Source organism: Sphingomonas melonis DAPP-PG 224 (assembly GCF_000379045.1).
Lineage (GTDB): Bacteria > Pseudomonadota > Alphaproteobacteria > Sphingomonadales > Sphingomonadaceae > Sphingomonas > Sphingomonas aquatilis.
Genome location: NZ_KB900605.1, coordinates 2,873,546 through 2,895,318 on the forward strand (window position 1 = coordinate 2,873,546; position 21,773 = coordinate 2,895,318).

At 65.8% G+C, this 21,773-nt stretch carries 17 protein-coding genes, 1 tRNA gene and 1 pseudogene; 7 read left to right on the forward strand and 12 right to left on the reverse strand.

Annotated features, from left to right (window positions below):
- The 5 genes from SPHME3_RS0113890 to SPHME3_RS0113910 all read right to left on the reverse strand — a co-directional run bounded on the left by SPHME3_RS0113890 (window position 1) and on the right by SPHME3_RS0113910 (window position 5,614).
- On the reverse strand, window positions 1–2,349 hold the full coding sequence (locus SPHME3_RS0113890) for a TonB-dependent receptor domain-containing protein (RefSeq protein ID WP_017978592.1): 2,349 nt from the start codon (window positions 2,347–2,349) through the stop codon (window positions 1–3).
- Window positions 2,350–2,374: 25 nt separating this feature from the next.
- The gene (locus tag SPHME3_RS0113895; protein WP_017978591.1) at window positions 2,375–3,334 is read right to left on the reverse strand and encodes a FecR family protein; all 960 of its coding nucleotides are present in this window, start codon (window positions 3,332–3,334) and stop codon (window positions 2,375–2,377) included.
- Window positions 3,331–3,822 carry a sigma-70 family RNA polymerase sigma factor gene (locus SPHME3_RS0113900; protein WP_017978590.1) on the reverse strand — a complete coding sequence of 164 codons (492 nt, stop codon included), beginning with the start codon at window positions 3,820–3,822 and terminating at the stop codon, window positions 3,331–3,333. Before SPHME3_RS0113900 ends, SPHME3_RS0113895 begins: the two co-directional genes overlap by 4 nt.
- Before the next feature lie 81 nt (window positions 3,823–3,903).
- On the reverse strand, window positions 3,904–4,722 hold the full coding sequence (locus tag SPHME3_RS0113905) for a ChbG/HpnK family deacetylase (protein ID WP_017978589.1): 819 nt from the start codon (window positions 4,720–4,722) through the stop codon (window positions 3,904–3,906).
- A complete protein-coding gene (locus SPHME3_RS0113910; protein ID WP_017978588.1) occupies window positions 4,682–5,614 on the reverse strand; it encodes a glycosyltransferase in 933 nt (310 codons plus the stop codon). The genes SPHME3_RS0113905 and SPHME3_RS0113910 overlap by 41 nt, the downstream gene beginning before the upstream one ends.
- Window positions 5,615–5,769: 155 nt before the next feature.
- Here SPHME3_RS0113910 and SPHME3_RS0113915 point away from each other — a divergent pair, with 155 nt between their 5' ends.
- From SPHME3_RS0113915 to SPHME3_RS0113925, 3 genes are read left to right on the forward strand one after another with little or no spacing between them, the layout of a single operon-like run.
- Entirely contained in the window at window positions 5,770–7,251 is a 1,482-nt protein-coding gene (locus SPHME3_RS0113915; protein WP_231292007.1) for a hypothetical protein, read from the forward strand.
- Between the two features lie 55 nt (window positions 7,252–7,306).
- Entirely contained in the window at window positions 7,307–8,734 is a 1,428-nt protein-coding gene (cysS, locus tag SPHME3_RS0113920; RefSeq protein WP_375292254.1) for a cysteine--tRNA ligase, read from the forward strand.
- Window positions 8,731–9,669 carry a D-2-hydroxyacid dehydrogenase gene (locus SPHME3_RS0113925; protein WP_017978585.1) on the forward strand — a complete coding sequence of 313 codons (939 nt, stop codon included), beginning with the start codon at window positions 8,731–8,733 and terminating at the stop codon, window positions 9,667–9,669. Before cysS ends, SPHME3_RS0113925 begins: the two co-directional genes overlap by 4 nt.
- Here SPHME3_RS0113925 and SPHME3_RS0113930 read toward each other — a convergent pair.
- Window positions 9,663–10,652, reverse strand: coding sequence for a M48 family metallopeptidase (locus SPHME3_RS0113930; RefSeq protein ID WP_017978584.1), 990 nt, complete (start codon window positions 10,650–10,652; stop codon window positions 9,663–9,665). The two genes, SPHME3_RS0113925 and SPHME3_RS0113930, sit on opposite strands and share 7 nt — an antisense overlap.
- A 72-nt stretch (window positions 10,653–10,724) precedes the next feature.
- Window positions 10,725–11,768, reverse strand: coding sequence for a hypothetical protein (locus SPHME3_RS0113935; protein WP_017978583.1), 1,044 nt, complete (start codon window positions 11,766–11,768; stop codon window positions 10,725–10,727).
- A gap of 131 nt (window positions 11,769–11,899) precedes the next feature.
- On the opposite strand from SPHME3_RS0113935, the gene SPHME3_RS0113940 reads away from it, so the two are divergent.
- From SPHME3_RS0113940 to SPHME3_RS21585, 4 genes are all read left to right on the forward strand, one after another.
- Window positions 11,900–13,273 carry a class II 3-deoxy-7-phosphoheptulonate synthase gene (locus SPHME3_RS0113940; protein WP_020486476.1) on the forward strand — a complete coding sequence of 458 codons (1,374 nt, stop codon included), beginning with the start codon at window positions 11,900–11,902 and terminating at the stop codon, window positions 13,271–13,273.
- A gap of 83 nt (window positions 13,274–13,356) precedes the next feature.
- Window positions 13,357–13,432, forward strand: a tRNA-Glu gene (locus tag SPHME3_RS0113945).
- A 190-nt stretch (window positions 13,433–13,622) separates the two neighbouring features.
- Entirely contained in the window at window positions 13,623–13,835 is a 213-nt protein-coding gene (locus SPHME3_RS21580) for a hypothetical protein (RefSeq protein ID WP_026189083.1), read from the forward strand.
- Window positions 13,836–13,877: 42 nt separating this feature from the next.
- Window positions 13,878–14,096 (forward strand): hypothetical protein, encoded by a 219-nt coding sequence (locus SPHME3_RS21585; protein WP_026189084.1) that lies wholly within the window; start codon window positions 13,878–13,880, stop codon window positions 14,094–14,096.
- On the opposite strand, the pseudogene SPHME3_RS21755 reads toward SPHME3_RS21585, so the two are convergent.
- From SPHME3_RS21755 to SPHME3_RS0113970, 5 genes and pseudogenes are all read right to left on the reverse strand, one after another.
- Window positions 14,001–14,972: pseudogene (locus tag SPHME3_RS21755) on the reverse strand (recombinase family protein); the annotation flags it as partial. The gene SPHME3_RS21585 and the pseudogene SPHME3_RS21755 sit on opposite strands and share 96 nt — an antisense overlap.
- A gap of 565 nt (window positions 14,973–15,537) precedes the next feature.
- Window positions 15,538–16,050, reverse strand: a complete 513-nt coding sequence (locus tag SPHME3_RS20745) for a lytic transglycosylase domain-containing protein (protein WP_231376753.1) — start codon at window positions 16,048–16,050, stop codon at window positions 15,538–15,540.
- Window positions 16,040–19,018: a MobF family relaxase gene (gene mobF / locus SPHME3_RS0113960; RefSeq protein ID WP_018250835.1), complete on the reverse strand. Its 2,979-nt coding sequence runs from the start codon at window positions 19,016–19,018 to the stop codon at window positions 16,040–16,042. Before mobF ends, SPHME3_RS20745 begins: the two co-directional genes overlap by 11 nt.
- Window positions 19,015–21,063 carry a type IV secretion system DNA-binding domain-containing protein gene (locus SPHME3_RS0113965; RefSeq protein ID WP_018250836.1) on the reverse strand — a complete coding sequence of 683 codons (2,049 nt, stop codon included), beginning with the start codon at window positions 21,061–21,063 and terminating at the stop codon, window positions 19,015–19,017. Before SPHME3_RS0113965 ends, mobF begins: the two co-directional genes overlap by 4 nt.
- The gene (locus tag SPHME3_RS0113970; protein WP_018250837.1) at window positions 21,060–21,362 is read right to left on the reverse strand and encodes a hypothetical protein; all 303 of its coding nucleotides are present in this window, start codon (window positions 21,360–21,362) and stop codon (window positions 21,060–21,062) included. Before SPHME3_RS0113970 ends, SPHME3_RS0113965 begins: the two co-directional genes overlap by 4 nt.
- Window positions 21,363–21,773: the final 411 nt, after the last annotated feature.

A 21,773-nucleotide genomic window follows, 5' to 3' on the forward strand; every position in this document is an offset into this window, starting at 1 on the left:
TTACCAGGCGGTTGATACCCCGATCCGCACATTGCGGGGGCGCAGCGGCGTCGTCTCGTTCCGCCCCGGCAGGCCGAAGGGATTGCCGAAGGCGAAGCGGTTGGACGCGGTATTGGTCAGGTTCTCGACGCCCAACCCCAGGTCGATCCCCCGCCAGCGCAGTCCGGCGGTCAGGCCGATCGTCAGATACTTGCCCTGGCTCACGTCCAGCAGGTCCCCGGTCCCCAGCACTGACCGTCCGACGTAATCGGCGCTCGCCGCGATCCGCGGCGTAACCCGTCCTTCCGGCCAGCGATAGCTGAGCCCACCATGTGCCGCGAACGGCGGCGTCTGCGGCAGGCGCCGGTTGTTCAGTCGCGACTGATCGGCGATAGCGCCGTAGACGATATTGTGGGTGTACAGCGCCGACCCGTCGATCGTCAGCCGCGTCGTCGGCGTCCAGTCGAACGACGCCTCCACCGTCTGGATCCGGGCATCGCCCAGATTGGTCGTATAGGGCTGTCCGCGCCGGTTGATCAGGTCCGCCTGGATATTGCTCCACGCCGCGGTCGACCCGCTGATTGCAAAGCTGACGCCCCGCACGCCGCTGCGCAGCCGCCGCAGCCCGATCTCGGCGAAGCGGATCGAATCGGGATCGTAATTGGCGACCCGCCCGATGCCCTGCGCCACCGCCAGACCGCCGGTGCGAAAGCCCGTCTGATAGCGGGCGAATGCCGCCAGCTCCGGTGCGATGCGATAGGACAGCGCGATCGTCGGATCGAACCGCTGCGTCGATCGCCCCTTGATGTAATTGCCCGGCCGCCGCGTACTCGACGGTTCGCCATCGACCCGCGCCGTCGTGACGCGCCCCCCCAACGTCACCGACAGATCACGCCACAGCCGCGCCGTCACCTCGCCAAAACCGGACGCCGACCGCGTGACGTTGGTGACACCGACGATATCGATCGTCGCACCGCCCAGCCCCACCGATCGCGTCAGGATCGACCGATCGCTCAACAGGCTCACGCCCGCCAACCACGATCGCCCGCCATCCAGCGATCGCGACAGCCGCAGTTCCTGCGACACCAGCAGCTTGTCGTTGTCGAGATCGTAGCGCGCCGCCCCTCGCGACACCGGCGCGGCAAATCCCGTCGCATCGAACGTCTCGACCGTCCGGTAATCGGCGATGCCGGTCGCCGACACCAGCCGCAGTCCGCTCTCCCAATCCTTGGCGATCGTCACCCGCCCGAACAGCAAGCGCCCGAAGAACGGCTGCGCGATATAATTGCGCTGTGCAAAAGGCGATCGCCTCACATCGCCATATTGCCCGTCCGCCGATTCGACCCGCTGCGCCGCCCCGCTCGCATCGATCTGCCAGCCGCTCCCCGGATCGACGCGCAACGCCAGCCGTGCCCCCGTCGTGTCGCTATGGTTGGCGTCGACCACACGCCGCCGTGCCGCGTCGATATACCCACCGTCGCGCACCTGATAGGCAACGCCCCGCAGCGCCGCCTTACCCGCAACGAGCGGCACGTTCGCCATCAGCGCCACATCGTACCCCGGCGCGCCGCCCTGCGTCAGCGTGGTGCCCGCACTCGCGCTACCCGCGAAACCGTCCAGCACCGGTGCGCGCGTCGTCAGCCGCAACAACCCACCGATCGCACCCGCCCCATAAAGCGTACCCTGCGGCCCTTCCAGGATCTCGACCGCCTGCATGTCGTACAGGCGCAACGCCGGATCGGGGCCGGACGCGTTGAGCTGCACGTCGTCTAGGTAAACACTCGCGGTCGACTGGGTCGTACCGTTGAAGCTGCTGTCCGCGATCCCCCGAATGAACACCTTGTTGCGGCCGAGCCCCAGTTGCGTGCTTTGCAGGATCGGGAGTTGTCCCGCGATCTGACTGAGATCGGCCGTCGCACCGTTCGCGCGACGCGGCACGCCGCTCACCAACGTCAGGCTCCCCGGATAGCGGAGCAGCGGCACCCGCTGCTTGCTGGCGGTCACGACGATATCCGCCGGCGCCGGTTCGGGCGGTGGAGGCGCTGCCGGGCGGGCGACGGGTCGCGGCGGTGGCGCCGGCGGCGCGACGACGATGCGATAGCTGCCGGGGCCGCTCGCCACGGCACGAAAGCCACTACCCGCCAGCAGGCGATCAAGCGCCTGCTTTACCGTCAGCGTGCCGCGCAGCTCCGCCGTCCGCACGGTATGCAGCCCGCGTTCAGTACTGACGATATCGACCCCCGCGACGCGCGCGAGTGCGATGACGGCACGGTCGAGTGTCATGGGCGCGATGGCGAGGGCGACGCGCCGCTGCGGCGAGTTGGCCAACGCGGTGGCGGGCAGGCTCAGCGAACAGGCGGCGAGAAACAAGCCGGCACCCCGTCGGGATCGCCGCTTACCGTTCCGCCAACACCCAATCCGCCCCGTCACGCCGCCAAGTTGCCCCGATCAGATCGGCCAGATGCGGAATGTCGCGATCGGCTTCCCCCGTGAGGTGGATTATGCCGGTGAACGGACGCGTGGACAAGCCGCTCGCGATCCGCAGACGAAACCCGTGTAATCGCCGCAGGCTGGCCGCAACCTCGGCGACCGACGCCGCATCGAAGCTCAACACACCCTGGCGCCAGCCACCCACGCTGTCCGCCGGAATCGTGCTGCGCACGATCCGGCCGGTCGCCCCGTCGCGGGTGAGAGCGTCGCCGGCCCTCAGTGTCACCGCGGCGCCGTCCGGCTCGAACATCACCGATCCCTCGCCGACCGCGACCGACAGATCGCCGCCGTCACGCGTGACGTCGAAGGTCGTGCCCATGTCGCGGATGACTTGATCGCCGGCGTGTAGCGTAAACGGATGCGCGGAATCATGGACGACGTGCAGCGCCACCTCGCCCCGATCCATCGCGATCGTCCGCGGATCGGCCGGGTCGAACCGCAGCACCGTTCCGCCGTTCATCGCGATCTGCGTCCCATCCGCCATCCGGATATCGCGCCGTTCGCCATCACGAGTGGCGATCACCTCGCTCATGCCAGCCTGCGGCGACGGATTGAACAGCACGCCCGGCACCAGCCATAGCGCCAGCGCGGCGGCGATCGCCGCCCCGGCGGTGCCGGCAAGCGGCCAGCGCCGGCGGAACACGCGTTCGTCGTCGTTCGCCGCCACCGGCGTTGCCGGCGCATCGGGGAAATGCGCTTCGGCGATCAGCGCATCCTGCAGGGCGATCGCGTCATAGACACGCGCATGCTCGGCATCCGCTTCCAGCCAGAATACGAATTGCTCCCATTCGTCGGCCGACATGTCCGCCTGACGAACGTGCCACAGCGCGGCCTGATCGACGATCGCTGCCATGGCCGCGCTCATCGATCCTGCTCCATGCCGAGCACGGGCATCGCGCCATTCACCTCGGCGAGGCGCGCGTGCAGGATGCGATAGGCGCGCTGCAGAAGCTTTTCGACGCCGCTCACGCTGATGCCCAATTCATCGGCGATGGCGCGCTGACTACGCCCTTCGATACGGAACAGACGGAGCGCCCGCCCCATCCGCTCGGGCATGGCATCGATCGCCTGCTCGACGACGCGCAGGGCATCGCGCGCGACGAGCGCCCGTTCGGCATCCGGCATATCATCGGCCGCGGGCTGCGATGCGAGCCACGCACCGTCGCGTGCATCGCGCCGAGCGCCGGCGATGCGGCGATCGGTCGCGAGATTGCTGGCGACGCGGTATAAGAAGGCAGCAGGCTGGGCGATGGGCGTCGCGCCGAGCTGATCGAGCCGCAGCCACAGATCGTGGAGCGCGTCTTCGGCTTCCTCCCGCGAGCCAAGGCGCGCGACGAACAGACGCAGGAGCATAGCGCGCTGCGCAAGGAAGACGGCACGCAGCCCCCCATCCGCCGTGCTCCCGTCAGCCAATCTGCGCCCAAGCTCCTCATGTCAGGCCGGAAAGGCCAGACCCTCAGCCGCTGCCATGTCGGCAATCGACCAAGTACGCAAGGCATCGGCTTCACGCGGACGCGCTGCCGCGATCGCATCGCCGGGTCGTTTACCCGCTCCGGGATGGCACATCACCAGATGCATGCTCGCCGCCTTGCGTAGAAACCGTGGGAATAATCCCCGATAATCGGTTGAGAAATCGTAGTGCCCCGCGAAACTGTCGTTGCAACGCAGGCCATAACGCGCGGCGTCCCGTTTCAGGCCCCGCGAATGGAAAGCGCTGCCGATCGCTTTGCCCGCAAACGGCCGCCGCAGCATCGCGCCGACACGGTCGACGCAGTCGCGCACCCAGGCGTTCGGCGCGCGATGGGCGGTTTCGAACAGCACGATGTCGCGAATCCCGGGAAGCGCGTGGGAGTGCTGGTGGCCGTCGACGAAGTCCGGCGCCCGGCCCATCGCCGCGACGAAAGCGTCGAACTGCGCGGCCACTTCGCCTGCGATCTCGTCGAGCGGTAGCTCGCGACGCGCCGCCGAACGGGTCAGCGGATCGATTTCCGGCATCACGCCGTCGGGCGCGAACTGCGGCATATCGGTCAGCGGCCGCTCACCGGTCAGCGTCAGGTGCAGGCCGATCTCGACATGGCGCGGCAGGTCGCGCAGCAGCGCGGCATCGGTCGCCCAGCCCGGCATCAGCGTCATGCAACTGGTCGCGTTGAGCTTCCCCTCGCGCGCCAGGCCAGCGATCGTCTCGCTGACATCGCGCGAAAAGGCGAAATCGTCAGCGCACAGGATGAGACGCGGCACGGATCGGTCCTCCATGGTTCGACGGGACGGGCAAATGGGCAAAGCTGGTGACGGTCTGGAACGCGCGCTCGCGGATCTGCACGCTCATCAGGCGCCGGCGCTGCAACCGGCGGGCCAGGAAATGGTAGAAGAACCAGTCGCCAGCCCAGGGCGCCGCCGCGGTGTAGACGAGTCGTTCGAACAGCGTCCAACGGATCGATGCGCGATCCCGCTCACGCGGCGACGGCATGCACCACAGGTCCTTCGAATACCGCATGTCGCCTTGCGACATGGTGCGGTGGATCACCTCGTGATCCTCGAGGATATAGCCCCACAGCGCCGCATCGAAGCCGCCGACCGCCCGCAGCGCCGCCACGTCGAAGCACTGGCCCGCCCCGCCGGCATGGCATTGACGCGGCAGCATGCGTGCGGCGGTCAAAATCCGGCGCGCTTCCGCGTCGAGCGCGCTCTGGTCCGCGCCCGGATCGACGAAATAGGCGCCCGCAACGACGCAGCCGTCCTGCGCCAGCAGCGCCTCCGCCTCTGCCAAATAATGCGGCGGGTACAGCGTGTCGGCATCGCAGGTGGCGACATAGCGGGTCCGCACGCGCCCCAGGCCCGTGCGCAGCGCGCTGACCTTGCCCGGCACGGTCTCGCTGATGATCGTCGCATCCAGGCCATGCGCAGCGATCGCCGCGCGGGCGATCACGACGCTGTCGTCGGTCGAACCGTTGTCGACCAGCAGCAACTGGAACGGCACCGTCTGCGAGGCGAGGCTGGCGATCGTCTGGCCCAGGAACGCCGCTTCGTTGAAGAACGGGATCAGCACGGTCCACAGCGGCGTCGCGCGCCGCTCCGGGCCGAACATGGCGGCCGACAGCGGCGAACCGCCCGTCTCCATCCGATCCTGATCGACAACAAGATACATTCCAACGCCCCCCACGAGCCACGCTTCAGCCGGCCATGCGACACGCACGCCCGTTCCTTGCTGACAGGACGACGCCGATCGTCCGGACCCGCACCGCGGCGGCGAAATTAATTTCGGGCATGACGCCGCGGGCGGCGCTGCTATGAGCGCGCGCCATGGCCCACAGTGCATCGTCCGCCCCTGACACACGGCTGTCGTCGACCGGATGGGTGGCGTTCGCGCTGCTGCTGCTCTGGGCGATCGCCCTGCGTGCGCATGATTTCGGCAACCCGATCATTCATGTCGACGAGCAATATTACCTGCTCGTCGGCGACCGCATGCTGCACGGCGCCTTGCCGTATGTCGATCTGTGGGACCGCAAGCCCGTCGGCCTGTTCCTGTTCTTTGCCGCGATCCGGCTGCTGCCCGGCGATGGCATCCTCGCCTACCAGCTGGTCGCGACGCTGTTCGCAGCCGCCACGGCGTGGCTGGTGGCACGCGGCGGGCGGATGCTGGGGGCGCGGCCTGCGGCGGCCCTGATGGCGGGCGCGGCGTACATCCTGTGGCTGTCGCTGCTCAGCGGTCGCGGGGGGCAATCGCCGGTCTTCTACAACCTCTTCACCGCCGGCGCCGCGGTACTGACGCTGCGCCTGCCCGTGCTGGCCGAGGCTCGTGCGACGCGTGCGATCGTCCTCAACGGCGCGGCCGCCTGCCTGCTCGCCGGCCTCGCGATCCAAACCAAATATACGCCCGTCGTCGAAGGCGCGTTCTTCGGCGCGGCCCACCTCTGGTATCTGCACCGCGCGGGCGCCACGCTCCGGCTCTGCATCGGCGCGGCGCTGCTGTGGATGCTGCTGGGCATCCTGCCGACGGGGCTGGTCGTCGCGGAGTATTGGCGCCGCGGCCCGGCGGTCTTCGACGCCTTCTGGTTCTCCAATTTCGCCTCCGTCTCACTGCGCAAGGGCTATCCCGCCGCCAAGATCGCCGCGCGGCTCGCCGGCACGGGCGCCCAGTTGCTCCCCTTCATCGTCTGTACGGCGATCGCCCTTCGCCAGCGCCCGATGGCGCCCGAGCGGTGGATCGCCTTCCTCTGGCTCGCCGCCGCGCTGATCGCCTTCGCGATGATCGGGGCCTTTTTCGATCATTATGCGCTGCCGCTGATGCTGCCGCTCGCCATGATCGCCGCGCCGGTGCTGGAGCACCGCGCCGCGCCGGTCGCGCTGATCGGCTATGGCCTGATCCTGTTCGTCGCCCGCGTGCTGTTGCCGCCTACCGATGCCAGCTCCGCCCGCACGGTCGCACAGGTGATGAAAGCCAACGATCGCGGCGGCTGCCCCTATGTCTTCGCGGGCGATTCGGTGCTGTACCTGCTCGCGAACGCCTGCATCCCGACGCGCTACGCCTTCCCCTCGACGCTCGCGTACGACGCCGAGCGCGGCGCGTCCGGGGCCAACGAGGTCGCAGAACTAAACCGCATCCTCGCCACACGTCCGCCGGTGATCGTGACGATGGACGAACCGATGGCGCCTTGGAATCCCGCGACCCACAGCATCATGACCGCCACGCTCGCGCGTTCCTATCGGCAGGTCCTCACCGTCCCGCGCGAGGACGCCCACCTGCTCGTCTATCTCCGCCGCGATCTGCCCCTTCGTCGATAAAGCCCTACCGCTGGAGGCTTGGCGGCATCGCTCGGCCCGCGCTATGGCCGCGCGCATGACGCCGATGACGCTGTACAACAGCCTGACCCGAGCCGCGGAGCCGTTCCAGCCCGCCGACCCCGCCAACGTCCGCATCTATTCGTGCGGGCCGACGGTCTATCACTACGCCCATATCGGCAATCTGCGCGCGTACCTCTTCACCGACACGCTTGGCCGGACGCTGACGTGGAAGGGCTATGGCCTCACCCACATCATCAACATCACCGACGTCGGCCATCTGACCAGCGACGCCGATGCCGGCGACGACAAGATGGAGGCCGCCGCGAAGAAGAGCGGCCAGGATATCTGGGCCATCGCAGACCATTATACGCAGGCGTTCAAAGCCAATCTCAAGGACCTGAACGTCCGCGATCCCGCCCGCTTCCCGCTGGCGACCGACCATATCGACGGCATGATCGCCTTCGGACAGGCGATCGCCGACAAGCATTGCTACCGCCTGCCCGACGGCCTCTATTTCGACACCACCACCGTCCCCGATTACGGCCGCCTCGCCGGCACGCGCGATGAGGGTCCGGTCGAGGGCCGCATCGACAGCGTCGAGGGCAAGCGCCACCCCGCCGACTTCGCGATCTGGCGCACCAGCGCGCCGGGCGAGAACCGCCAGATGGAGTGGGACAGCCCCTGGGGTCGCGGCGCGCCGGGCTGGCACCTCGAATGCTCGGTGATGAGCCGGCAGTATCTGGGTGATCATTTCGACATCCACACCGGCGGCATCGATCATCGCGAAATCCACCACCCCAATGAGATCGCGCAGAACCAGGCGATCAGCGGCACCGCCGATACCGGTGCGACGCTCTGGATGCACAACAACTTCCTCGTCGATCGTACGGGAAAGATGTCGAAATCCTCGGGCGAGTTCCTCACCCTGCCCGCGCTCGTCGCCCGCGGCTTCCACCCGCTCGCCTATCGCCTGATGTGCCTGCAGGCGCATTATCGCAGCGAGCTGGAGTTTTCGTGGGAGAATCTCGCCGCCGCGCAGACGCGCCTCAAGCGCCTGATCCAAACCGTCGCCGCTCTGCGCGCCCGCGGCGAGGCCAAGGGCGCCGCGTCCGCCGCGCCCTATACCGAACGCCTCGACGCCGCGCTGTCGGACGACCTCAACACGCCCAAGGCCCTGCCCGTGCTCGACGAACTGCTCGCCGACAAGCGCGTCAGTCCGGCCGACCGCCTCGCCGCACTCGAAGACTTCGACGCGGTGCTCGGCCTCGACCTCCTCACCCTCTCCCGCGAAGATCTGCGCGTTCGCCCAGACAGTGCGACGATCGACGAAGCCGGCATCGCCGCCGCGCTCGCCGAGCGCCGTGAGGCCCGCGCCGCCAAGGACTTCGCCCGCTCCGACGCGCTGCGCGACGAACTTGCCTCGGCCGGCGTCGAAGTGATGGACGGCGATCCGCTGGGCTGGGACTGGAGGCTGTCGCTGTGAAGGCCGTCCTGCCCGCCATCGCTCGTGGCCTGCTCGAACCGCACCTCCCCGCCGAGGTCGAGCCTGTGTGGTTCACCACACCGGCCGAAGCGGAAACGATGATCGCCGACGCCACGATCGCCTGGGTCGACATGCAGCCGACCCACCTCACCGAACAGGCGATCCGCGCGGCGGGGCCGAAGCTGCAATGGGTTTCGACGCTCTACGCGGGCCTCGACGCCTTCCCGCTCGACCTGCTGCGCGATCGCAACGTCACCGTCACCAACGGCGCCGGGATCAATGCGGTTGCGGTGGCCGAATATGCCGTGCTCGGCATCCTCGCCGCCGCGAAGCGCTATGATGAGGTCGTTCGCATGGCGGATCGCCGCGAATGGCCGATGGTCTCGCCGGGCCGCATCGAACTGGCCGACACGCGCGCGCTCATCGTCGGCTATGGCACGATCGGCCGCCTGATCGGCGAGCGTCTCGCCGCTTTCGGCGTGGACGTCACCGGCGTCACCCGCTCCGGCCGCGACGGCACGCTTGCCCCCGATCAATGGGCGGCGCAGATCGGGGATTACGACTGGATCGTCCTTGCCGCCCCCTCGACCGATGCGACCCGCACGATGATCGGGGCGGAGCAGCTCGCGGCAATGAAGCGCAGCGCGTGGCTCATCAACATCGCCCGCGGCGACATGATCGATCAGGACGCGCTGGTCTCGGCGCTGACCGACGGTACGATCGCGGGCGCCTTCCTCGATCCCACCACGCCGGAGCCGCTCCCAGCGGATCATCCGCTGTGGAACGCGCCCAATTGCCTCATCTCGATGCATCTGTCGGGGCGCAGCCAGACCACGATGTTCCAGCGTGCCGCCGCGCTCTTCCTCGAAAACGTGCAGGCCTTCGTCGCCGGCCAGCCGATGCGCAACGTCGCCGACCTCGACGCGGGTTACTGAAGCGGCCGATCCGCCTCCGCCGCCAGCGGGGGCGCGTAAAAGCCATGGCCCGCGGGCATTGTCGCGATCGCCGTCTCCAACGCCTTCGCGCGCGCCGAGGATGACGGATGCGTCCGGCTGCGGAACAGGCCGCCGTCGACGTCCCCGCCATGCTCGCGCCAGAACCGCACCGCAATCTGCGAATCATATCCCGCATTGCGCAGCAGATAGGCGCCCAGCAGATCGGCCTGATCCTCGGTCAGCCGGAACAGCCGGCCGTTGCGCCCCACTTCGGACAGCAGGCCGCGCTTGACGCCTGCCGCTTCCAGCCGTGCGGCGTGGCGCAGGATATTGTGCGACAGCTCATGCGCGACCACGACCGCCACCTCGTCATCCGTATAGCGTTCGAAGAAGCGGACCCCGATCTGCACGATCCGCCCATCGGCCGACGCGGTCATGCCCGGCCCCAGCAGCACCTCGAACGCGCTCCGGCAGCCCGGCGAGGCGGGGATCGTCACGGTCCGGGTGCGCCCCTCGCGCATCAGCTCGACCGCCAAAGGCCGATCGGCCGTGAGGCCCGCGATCTGCTCCACCGCCGCATCACGCGCGGCACTGCTCGCGTCCTTGCCCGGCGCGCCGCTACCGATCGGCCGACCATCGACCGACACGATCGAATCGCCGGCTCGAACCCCCGCCTTGGCCGCCGCGGACCCCGGCACCACCGCCTCGACCGCGATCGGCGTTTCGAACCCGAAGCTCGCCCGCGCCTGGTCGCGCAGCGCCGGATCATATTGCCCCAGGCTATGGATCGCCCAGCCCGGCGTCGGCGCCAGCGAGCGACACAGCGGGGCATTGGCCGTGGTCAAGCGATAGGCGATCGCCGCCATCCGGCCGTCGACCTGCCGCAACGCATCGAACGTCGCCGCGGTGTCCGGGTCCGCCGCCACCGCCGGAGCAGCAACCGCCACGGCCGCTGCGATTGCCCACGAAATCCCATAGCGCATGCCGACCATCCTTACGCTTACTCGACGCCGTCCCTTACGGCAGCGCGCGACGCAGCGGAACCGGCCGCCGCACTATTTCAACGCCTTCGCATCGAGCGTGATCGTCTTGCCGACCGCCCTGCCCTGCACCTTGCCCTGCGACACCACCGCCCACACCTGCTTGGGCTGCGGCATCGTGCTGAACGAGGGCAGGACCGCCGTCGATCCGTCGACGTCCGTTAGCGAGACGCTGTACGTGCCCGTCTTGTCAATCTGCCCCATGATCGAGGGGAACACGCTCACCGAGCGCCCGCCGTCGTACAGAGCCATCGTATAGCCCCGATCGTCTCGCATATTGCGATAGACGCCATATTCGGTGCGCCCTTCACTCTCCCGACACCATAAAGGTGCGTCATCGGTCTTGGCGGGCGTCTTGGCCTTTTCGCTCGCAGCGAGGCTCGGGATCATCAGGGACATCAGCAGGTCGCCCGCGCCCGCCGCCACCTGCTTCGCCTTTCCGAAGACCAGAGGCGTCGCGCATGGCTTCACCAGCCTGGCCGCCGCGCCGGTCGCCGTCACCTTGGGCCAGCGAATGCCCGCGATGAATTGCTGCAACGCCGCATCGAGTTTGTCCGCCGTCAGCGTCGTCGCGCTCATGCGGATCGCTACGATCCAGCCGTTCAGCGGCATGACGGCCAGCGCCGTGCTGCGATAGGCTCCACTCGCATTGGCATAGTTTTGGCGCAGCGCCGATCCCGCCGTCGCACCCGGCAGCGCGAAGGCGACCGGATCGGCGCTCGCGGGCGCCGCATTGCGGAACTCGGCACGCGTCTCCAGCGCCGTCTGCGACCGATCGAACCACAGGCCGACGTCGGCGATCGCGGGGCGAAAGATATAGACGGTCGCCGTGACGCTCTTGTCGGGCGCCCAATATTGCGCGGCGACATCGAACTCACCTTGGGTCGCATCGGTCAACGCCGTGCGCGTCAGCCCCGCGTTTTGCGCCATGAGGGCGACGCCCGTCTCGGCATGGCGCCAACCTTTGTCCGCGGGCACCGGCAGGTCGCGGGCCGACGCCATTGCGCCGGCCATCACCACCGTTCCGATCAGCACCGCCACCAGCCGCTTCTGCATCATCGCCCCCTCTGTCTGTATCGTGTGCATAGCACGCCACCGGCCGATCGATACGCCCCCCAAGCGTTCCTTCATTGCGCAAAATCCGTTTTGGGCGCATGTGCCGCGACGTTTACACCCCGAAGGACGACATTATGGCCGCGAACTGGGCCCCCGACAGCTGGACCCGCGCCGAAGCCCGCCAGCTTCCCGACTATCCCGACGCCGCGGCACTGACCCGCGCGACGGACGCGCTCGCGAGCTTTCCGCCGCTCGTTTTTGCCGGCGAAGCGCGCAACCTGACCGCGGAACTCGCCAAGGTTGCGGAGGGCAAGGCCTTTTTGCTGCAGGGCGGTGACTGCGCCGAATCCTTCGCCGAGCATAGCGCGAACAACATCCGCGACACCTTCCGCGTGATCCTGCAGATGGCGGTCGTCCTCACCTTCGCCTCGAAGCTGCCGGTGGTGAAGCTCGGCCGGATGGCCGGCCAGTTCGCCAAGCCCCGCTCCGCGCCGACCGAGGTGCTCGACGGCGTCGAACTGCCCAGCTACCGCGGCGACAACGTCAACGACATTGCCTTCACGCCCGAAAGCCGCATCCCCGATCCGCAGCGGATGATCCGCGCCTATTCGCAATCGGCGGCGACGCTCAACCTGCTGCGCGCCTTCGCGCAGGGCGGCTATGCCAACCTGCATCAGGTGCATCGCTGGACGCACGACTTCATGGGCCGCAGCCCGTGGAGCCGTAAATATGCGGAAACGGCGGACCGCATCGGCGAAGCGCTCGACTTCATGGCCGCCTGCGGCATCGATCCCGAAACCGTGCCCCAGTTGTCGCAGACGCATTTCTACACCAGCCACGAAGCGCTGCTGTTGCCGTTCGAACAGGCCTTAACACGCCAGGATTCGCTCACCGGCGACTGGTACGACACATCCGCCCACTTCCTCTGGATCGGCGACCGCACCCGCTTCGAAAATTCGGCGCACGTCGAGTTCCTGCGCGGGATCGGCAACCCGATCGGCGTGAAGTGCGGCCCCAGCCTCGAACCCGACGCGCTGCTCCGCATGCTCGACACGCTCAACCCGGGCCGCGTTCCTGGTCGCATGACGCTCATCACCCGCTACGGCTATGACAAGATCGAGGCGCACCTGCCCAAGCTCGTCCGCGCCGTGACGCGCGAAGGCCATCCCGTCATCTGGTCCTGCGACCCGATGCACGGCAATACGGTGAAGGCCGCAACCGGCTATAAGACCCGCCCCTTCGACCGCATCCTGGCGGAGGTGCGCGGCTTCTTCGACGTTCACCGCGCCGAAGGCACGCATGCCGGCGGCATCCATGCGGAGATGACCGGCCAGAACGTGACCGAATGCACCGGCGGTGCGATCGACGTGACCGAACAGAGCCTGGCGGATCGCTATCACACCCACTGCGACCCGCGCCTCAACGCCGGCCAGAGCCTGGAACTCGCCTTCCTGCTCGCGGAAATGCTGAACACGGAAATGGCCGAACGCCGCAAGGCCGCCGCCTGAACGAGGGTTTGTGCGGGGAGGCGTCAACAAACCCGCTTGACGCCCCCCGCCCCCAAGCCTAGACGCGCCCCTCCACCGCACACGGCCCCTTCGTCTAGCGGTCTAGGACGTCGCCCTCTCACGGCGAAAACACGGGTTCGAGTCCCGTAGGGGTCACCAAATCTTGAAATTCGGCCGAATCGGCCGATTTCGAGACTGGGTGGCAGGATGTTTGAGGCGTTAAATCCCTCAGCATCTCAAACGGTTGACGGAAAGTCGCAGTCAATGCGCCGTTGGCCCAGGTGCAGTTCGATAGCACCAAATTGAGCGCTCTTCGCTTGTGTTTTGGAAGCGTAGCGGAAAACCCCTTGTGGGCGTTCGTGACCAGCTCCAGCAGTGCAATGCTGTCGTCAACATAAGCTTCATCGACGCTATTCAGATGCTCGAGGTTCCGGATCACCTGGGCACGCTCTTCCCGCCAAGGGATGATGATGCGATCATGATACTCAGCAGTTATCCGCCCCTCGATCCTGTCGAGGTAGATCATGTCCATTCGCCTCTGGAGCTTGTCTGCCTCATCTGAAAGCCGTTTTCTGGCCTCCTCTCGCTCCACGACCTCGTCGGCATGACTTTCCTTCAGCGCCGAGCGAAGGAGTTCGAAAACTTCGGTATCCAAGCGAAGCTGCTTAAGCAGATTCTCAAAGTGCTCGTCGAGCACCTCCTGGCGAACATAGCGTTCGGGACATTTGCCCCTGTAGCCGGTGCAGTGATAGTAGACGTACTTCTGCTTCTTGATTTCAGCGACGACGGCGCAGCCACAATGGCCGCACGTCATCAGTCCTGAATAGACAAAATCCTTGGAATCTGCCCGGATGTTGGCCGCCGCCCGACCGTCTACGACATCCTGGACAACCTCCCAGAGCTCCGGCGTAACAATCGCCTCGTGCCTTCCCTGGTAGATGCGACCATTCCACTCGTAAGAACCCGAGTAGAGCCTGTTTCGAAGCAGGTAGTGGAGCGTGCTCGTCCCAATCGGCTTCCCACTACGCCTATAGCATATTCCTAACTTCCTTCCCTTTGCCGCCAGCTCATTGAGAGAAAACTGACCTGTCGAGGCGTACTCGAAAAGTCGGGCCACGCGTGGTCCTATTTCGGGATCAACGACGATCACCTTCTTGCCATCGTCATTTCTGACATTGCGGTAGCCGAGTGGAGCCAGTGAGGGCCAGTAGCCCTGAGCGGCCTTCTCGTTCATCCCTTTGCGGGCTTCTTCCGAGAGATTATCGATATAATTCTTGGCCATCAGTACCTTGATGCCGTGCATAAATTTTTCTGAGGAGCGAGAATCCTGCGACAGGACTACCCCCTCTTTCGCAAGATGGATTTCCACACCGAGTTCGTCGAGCGTAACCCAATCCTTCAGGTTCCGGTAGAGTCGATCGGTTTTCTCGACCAGGATCGCCTTCACCGTGGTATGGCGTTTCAAGTAGGCCAACATGGCATCGAACTGGGTGCGGCCGGTTTTTCGGGCGGTTTCGACATCGACATGCTCGCCGGCGATGTCGATACCATTCAACGCAGCATATTCTCGAAGAAGCTTCAGCTGAGCAGGGATCGAAAAACCCTCACGTTCCTGCTCGGCAGTGGAAACGCGCGCATAGAGCACAGCCCTCCTCCGACTTTCTGCCTGCGCCTTGCGCCCTTGCGACCGCGCTCTCATTTTACCACGGGGGGATGCCACAATAATCACTCCATCCTACAACACCCACATCCGCCAGCTCCCCTCCGGGGAGCAACTTAAACAGCGAACCTAGGTCACTGCTTGACGCGCCAGCGCGATGGAAGCATTTGTTCACCTTTTATTCTATCCTCAGGGAGCTACAGTCAAGGCGCGAGTCACCGATGACCTGACGAAGGCGGGAGTTTATCAGAAATCGAGGAAGGATCGTTCGGATCGTCCCTTCTCAAGCGTGCCATGCCAACCACTGCAAGCTCGAAAAAGTCCGTGAGGTCACCAAGCATAAGCCTTGCCTCGGCTGGCGACACGTCACGCTTTAGCCGTGCTCCAAAAATCGACTGCGCTCTTGCCACCAGACCATCCGAGAATCGATCTCGTCTTGCCATCCTTGGTTCTGCTTCAGGTACCGATTGCGGTGCGCTGCTGGTCACCCTGGCCAGGCCTATGGCCTCGGATGGCTGACATTTTGGGGAGTCTGCGACTCGCCCAACGGCAGGCTCTGACGGAGGCAATACCGCGGGGCCCGAACGACGAGGTTTCTTCCCGCTCATTGTTGAAAGACCTGCAGGCCGTATCGCCGCCGGAGGTGCCCAGCAACGCTTGCGACATAGCGTCTTTGCCGCCACCCGGTGGGACTGTGGTAAACACCTATCGCCTTCCAATAGGTTCCCGTCGTGGATAGCGCCGACAGGAAAATCCAGCGCGCGGCCTGCACGTTGAAACATGGGTCGCTTATCAGCCAAGCTCGAACCTGCTCTGGCGGCCTCCGTGTGAGTACCGACAGTTTTTTCACCCAGAAGCTGTTGACCTGAAGCGGTCCAAGATCGTGACTGCCATTGCCGTTCGGCACCTCAGCACCGATCCAGCCACCTTCCTGATCGCGCAGCCCCCAAAGGGTCTTCTCGAGCCAGGCGCGACCACCCGCCGCCTGCTGGATGCATTGTCCAAGGCGTGCGTCGTGATCGGCCGACGGTACAACTCTGGCGTCTGCTTGGCCTGCCGATGCGAGAAGGATCGAGAGCGAGAGCAAGATCTGGCCGGGTTTGAGATCAACGATCATGCCCGCCTCCGTGATCCTGAGCGGGGGCGTGCTGGAGCTCGCGTGCCGGCTGTTGGGCTGCGGACTGCTGTCGCGCACCTTGCTCGCGCTCGTCTCCCCTGCCCGAGTTCCGGTCGAGCAGCGAGACGATCCACCGATCGAGGAAGCTCGCCGCCGATTGCGCCCGTCCGGCGATATATGAAGCGAGGCCGTCAGCCCTACCGGCTTCCGGTTGTGGTTGGGCCGCAGTTAGACGGTCTTTGCGGGCCTCCCGCTCGATGCGCTGCTCGTCGCGAAGCCGATCCCATCGCTCGCCATGGAGCGCAGTGCGCCCTTTCACGCTGTCCGTCTCGATTCGGCCCAGCCCCTGCAGCGAGGATGTCTTCTCGCCCGACCGGAGGGTCAGCTTTTCTACGAGCCGCTCGCGATCCTCGGTCCACAGGCTCGCGCCGAACCGGGCACGGGTGATTGCGGTGTAATAGTTCTGCCCGGTGACGAGCGGCGAGTTTACCGGTGCGAGGACATAGACCCGATCATAGGTCTTGGACTGGGAGGAGTAGACCGTCTCCCCATAGCCATGATCCCAGTTCTTATGGCGGGAGAGGTCGATCTCCTGCGCCTTCCCGTCCCGATCCCAGCGTATCGTGGCGAGCATCCCGTCGAGGTGTTCTACCGTGCCGCGCTCGGCGTTCTTCAGTCCAAGCTCCTTGTTCGCCAGCCGCCACTGGATCCGATCGCCCTCGGCGAGGTTGCGCTTCTCGTCCTTGAACACGTTGATCTGGGACGCGCGACCGAGGCGCGGATCCCACTGGATGGTTCGCCCATGCTCATCGACGATGTTGACCATCTGCCGGCCACGCGCATCGCGCCCGACGCTTAATACCTTATATTCCGAGTCCCGGGCGATACCGAGGCCGACATTGTCCCGGGAGAACACCACCACCTGGCCGCGCGAGTAGAAGCGCGCAAAATGCTTCTCTTGGTCGGTCATGCCAGAGGGCGACAGGATCGAAAGCCGTGCATCCTCGGCGGCGATAGCCCCCTCCGACTTCAGGGCTTCGCGAACCTTGGTGTTGACGATGAGCCGGGTCGCATTCTCGAGGACCAGGATGTTGGTCTTGTCCCGGGTTTCAGGGGAAAGCCGCGTCCAGTCGGCGACCAGCGAGACCGCGAGTTTCTCGGCGCTATCGCCGCTGGTCACTTTGTCGAGCGCGCCGAGCGATCCGTCATAATTCTGGAGCCGCGCCAGGCGGACGGCCTGGGTGATCTTGTCATTCTCCTGCCGGATCGTCTCCCGCAGTTCCGCCTTGGGTAGGCCGAGACGCTGCATCAACCAGAAGGGCTTGCCTTGCTCGATCGCTCCCGTTTGGCGGGTGTCGCCGAGCAGGATCAGCCGCGCGCCGGTGGTCCGGCTGATCTCCAGCAGCCGGATCGCTTGCCGGTTGCCGAGCTGGCCGGCCTCATCGACGACGAGGACATGGCTGTCATCGAGTTTGGCGCCGCCAGAGGCGAGCAGGCTGGCCACTGTGCGCGATTCGATACCGGCCTTCTTGCCTAGTTCGGCGGCGGCCGATGACGTGGGCGCGAGCGCGATGAGTGTCGCCTCATCCCCCGCGGCCTCTCGCAGCGCGCCAATGATGGTCGACTTGCCCGAGCCGGCGACGCCATGGACACCGACGACTCGATCGGAAGAAAGCCCGAGATGAAGGAGCGCCGTCCGTTGGTCAGGCTTCAGCCCGTGCGCGATCCCCGCGTCGCGCAGGCTCTCGACCGAGGCGAGCAGCTTCGCGTCTCCAAGCGCCAGCGCCAAATGGTCGGACAGCGCTATTTCCAAGCGCGCGGTCTTGCGTGACGTGCGGCCGCGCGTGTGAATCTCGTCGCCCGTCCGATGCCGCGTTTCGAGGAGCTTGGCGCGCGCCTGGTGCTCGTCGACGATCGGTCTGACGTCCGACAGGCGCACTTCGCCCACATGGGAGGCCAAGGCAGTCTGAAGCAACCGGCCGAGATTGTTAACCGCTTCCTTTCCCTCCGATTGCCGGAGCCCGAAGAGCATCGCCCGGGCTGCGACCGCCTGGATCACCTCGATCTCGCGCGTTCCGGATTTCTCGGCGTCGGCGAGCAGATCGCGAATGGGCTCGGCATGTTTGCCAAGGCGTCCCTCCCACCGCTCGTGGAGAGCTTCGAGCGAGACCTTTTCCTTGGCCCCTCGGGTTTCGTAGAAGGAGATGCGCCGCGCGGCCTGCCCGGTCAGCCCGTGCTCCTTTGCATGAGCGTCGATCTGCTCGGCGCGCTGCGACATGTCGGCGATCAGATCCTTTGGCACACCCCGGATTTCGAACAACCCCTTGCGCGGGTCGAACTCGACATCATAGCCACGCTCGCGCAGAAGATGGGCCAGTTCGTTCCTGTAGACTTGGCCTGCCGTCATTTGCTCGGCGTACATCGCCCGGGTCTCGAGGCTGACCTTGTTCGCCCCATCCCGCTCGTCGGTGATGTTCATGACGACGACATGGGTGTGAAGATGGGGATCGAGCTCACGCGAGGCGTGCTCGGTGAAGCGCGCATAGATGAGGCGCCCGGTCGTCTTCTCGGTGACCTCGCCATCGACGCGGTGCCGCATCGTGGCGTGCTCCTCGAGATAGGAGAGCGCCACGCCCACGGCCTGCTCATGCGCTTCGACGATCCGCTGGTCGCCAGCGACCAGCGCCATGATCGACACCGACTTGGGGGCGCTGACCGCGAAGTCCCACCCCGGATGATGTTGGATTTCGCCATTGGCCCGGCGCCGGCCGAGTTGCTGGTTCTCGACCTTGCCGGCGAGCAGGTCCTTGAAGATGCCGGGGTCTACACTCCCTTCGAGGCCGAGTTCAGTGGCGATCTTGCCACCCCATTCGGAATGCTCGTCGGCGCCCTTGGTGTAATAATCTCCGACCGTATAATACCGGGCGATGTTGGCGGCGGTGCCCTTGAGGCGACGCGGATGGATCATGCCGGCCTCGCCTTGTTGCGAGCGCCGTCACGGCGACCATGTTGCTCAAGGCGGAACCCTGCGGGCTTACCGAACAGTTCGAGGGGCGGACGCGTGGCCTGCTGCTCTCGCCCTCCCGGTGGATCGGCGGGCGGTGCTATTGGCACCTCGTGCGGAGCGTCCACGGGCGGCGTTGGCGGTGCCTTCGGTTGCGGAAGCGGAAGCTCTGCAGGTTGCTCTTCGGACCCGGCCCGCCGCCGCTTCGGAGGGGAGGATTTGGGCCTGGTCGGCGAGGATGGGACCGCCGGTTCCGGGGGCGCTTCGACGACCGGCCCGACCAACCTTACGGGGGTGGTTGTCCGCTCCTCGAACGCCTCGGCGACCGAGGCCACCTTGTTGTAGCTGTCCTCGAACCGGACCACGGGCAGACTGCGGCCGAACCGCAGATAGCCCATGAGGTTCGGCAGGTTGGTGACCTCGGTGTGCATCACCAGCGGGCGGGTGACCTGCATGCGCGAGAGGTTCACGCCGTCGCGCATATCGTTCACCCCGTAGGACATGCCCTCATTGGCTTCGACCTGCTCGACCTGCCCGAGATTCTCGCTGACATGCTTGGCGGTGGGGGTGTCGTTGGCGCGCAGCGCCACCCAGGTCGAGCAATAGCCGGTGATTGCCGCCGCATCCTGGATGCCGTAGGTCGCCTCGAGTTGCGGGTAGCTCTGGAAGCCCAGGATGCCGCAGCCGCCATATTTGCGGGCGCGGGCGAGGAAGTCGCCGAGCGAGGGCAGCTTCTGGAGCGTCGGCAATTCATCGATCACGCAATAGAGGCGCCGGTTGCGATCGGGCGTCATGCTCATGATTGCGCTGATGGCTATGTCGAGCCATACCGTGATCAGGGGGCGGAGCGAGGGAAGCTGGTCCGCCTTGACGGTGATGAACAGCCAGCTGTCGTCCTTCTCATTGGAAACCCAGTCGCGGATCGAGAAGCCGTCGGTCGTGTCGTCGAGATAGGAGAAGCTGCGCATGACGGAGGCGAGCTCGGCCTGGATGCCGGCACTGGTGCGCTCACCCTCGGTCGAGATGAATGCCGCCGCATCGGTGCCTGCGGCGAAGGCAGCGAGGTCCTTCAGCTTGGAGCGCAGCAGCGTGTCGAGCAGGATCGAGACAAGGGTCCGTTCCTGCTTCGCCAGCTTCCGAAGGACGGCGACCAGCGTGCCGCGCGCGGCCTTCGCCCAGAAGGGATCGCCCGCCTTATCCGGGATCGTGGACTCCGCTATCTGGTCGTAATGATAGTCGCGCGGTACATCGACCCAAGGCGACCAGGAGTCCGCGCGGCCATCGAGCGGATTGAGCAAAACGTCGATACCCGGCCGGTAGAACTTCTCCACGAATGTGCCGGCCGTGTCGTAGACGATCGCCCGGCGTTTGCGCTTACGGATCCCGTCGAGCATCTTGACGATGATGTTGGTCTTGCCGGTGCCGGGGGCACCGCAGATCAGGATATGCTCCGGCTCGAAAGCGTCAGGCACATTGACGCCACCAATCTCGAAGCTGCCCTTGGCCTGACGCCAGAGCGCGCGGCGAACTTGCTTGACGGTGCCGAACCGGGCCCCGCGCAGGAATTGGTTAGAACCAAGGCCCCTCCCCGTCCGGGTGAAATAGAACCACGCCCAGAACAGCATGGCGAGGGCGAACAGACCGGAAAGTAAGGCCCCATGGAGGAGGTATGTCTCGAAGGCGGCAAGCGTCCTGTGCGCGACACCCGAACCGATAAGCCCCTTGGGAGTGGTCCAGTATTGCTTGCCCGCCGCGGTCTTGAACAGGATCGGTGTCGCGTTGCCAGGTAGCGTGTCGCCCATGAAATAGGCTTGCGTGATCTTGAGCATCACGAAGCGTTCGTATTCGGATGACTTTTCGAGCGCGTACCAGATGGTGCCGCCGATCCAGATGACGAGCCCCGCGAGGAAGGTCTGGTAGAAGACCTGGGTGGTCATCCGCACGTTATGGACGATGGCCTGACCGCCCCGCGTCCAGGAGCCCAGCGTGTCGTGCCGGAAGATACTCACGGCCGGTCCTGCTCGGGATCGAGCAGCCCCTTTTCGCGGAGGAGACGACGGGCTTCGCCCAGCCCCTTCTGGAGGATGTCCGGCGAGCGCTCACCGACCGACGTCGCGAGAATGGCGAAGGCCTGGATGGCGGTCGCATGGATCTCGTCGAAGCGGGCATGATAGCCCGACGGATCGCTGCCTTCGAAGCGTTCGAGGATGTCGCGACAATAGGTCGCGGCGCCGAGACCGGCATTGCGCGCCTTGACGGAAAGGCGCGCATAGAGGTCGTCGTCTATGCGTATCGTGATGCGTGCCAAGCGGCGGACTCCTTGTCCGGCACGCCAGCAACGTGGTGAAGCACCGCCCTTATACCAGAATTTCGGCGCAATCCCAATAATTTATCAATGCTGCCGGTGGCAGCCGCACGGTGCCAAGGCAGATCAGACACTTACATGTCCGTTGGACTGTGCTTGGCTGCCGGCGGCAGACGATCAGTGCCAAAGCGACAGCCGCTCTGTGCCGGCGGAAAGCGGCGGAAATCCGGGCGATTCGCGCCCGCAGCACCCGTGCGTACGGTGCATTACATCCGCCTCCGGCGTGCGTGCCTCCTCCGCAGCGCGCTTGCCCGCTGCGCCCGTCGACTCGACCGTGGGCGGGTCTCCCCGGTTGGGTGCGTTTGCGGGCGTGATCGCATTCCGATCGCGGGGGAGGCATTGCATGGCGGTGGT

Excerpts from the sequence above, each read along its gene's own strand:
- SPHME3_RS0113940 (WP_020486476.1), top strand. The coding sequence starts at position 11,900 with ATGGCCGCGAACTGGGCCCCCGACAGCTGGACCCGCGCCGAAGCCCGC.
- mobF (WP_018250835.1), bottom strand. The coding sequence starts at position 19,018 with ATGATCCATCCGCGTCGCCTCAAGGGCACCGCCGCCAACATCGCCCGG.
- SPHME3_RS0113915 (WP_231292007.1), top strand. The coding sequence starts at position 5,770 with ATGGCCCACAGTGCATCGTCCGCCCCTGACACACGGCTGTCGTCGACC.
- SPHME3_RS21585 (WP_026189084.1), top strand. The coding sequence starts at position 13,878 with ATGACTTTCCTTCAGCGCCGAGCGAAGGAGTTCGAAAACTTCGGTATC.
- SPHME3_RS0113900 (WP_017978590.1), bottom strand. The coding sequence starts at position 3,822 with ATGCTCCTGCGTCTGTTCGTCGCGCGCCTTGGCTCGCGGGAGGAAGCC.
- cysS (WP_375292254.1), top strand. The coding sequence starts at position 7,307 with ATGACGCCGATGACGCTGTACAACAGCCTGACCCGAGCCGCGGAGCCG.
- SPHME3_RS0113895 (WP_017978591.1), bottom strand. The coding sequence starts at position 3,334 with ATGAGCGCGGCCATGGCAGCGATCGTCGATCAGGCCGCGCTGTGGCAC.
- SPHME3_RS0113930 (WP_017978584.1), bottom strand. The coding sequence starts at position 10,652 with ATGCGCTATGGGATTTCGTGGGCAATCGCAGCGGCCGTGGCGGTTGCT.
- SPHME3_RS0113935 (WP_017978583.1), bottom strand. The coding sequence starts at position 11,768 with ATGATGCAGAAGCGGCTGGTGGCGGTGCTGATCGGAACGGTGGTGATG.
- SPHME3_RS0113910 (WP_017978588.1), bottom strand. The coding sequence starts at position 5,614 with ATGTATCTTGTTGTCGATCAGGATCGGATGGAGACGGGCGGTTCGCCG.
- SPHME3_RS20745 (WP_231376753.1), bottom strand. The coding sequence starts at position 16,050 with ATGATCGTTGATCTCAAACCCGGCCAGATCTTGCTCTCGCTCTCGATC.
- SPHME3_RS0113905 (WP_017978589.1), bottom strand. The coding sequence starts at position 4,722 with ATGGAGGACCGATCCGTGCCGCGTCTCATCCTGTGCGCTGACGATTTC.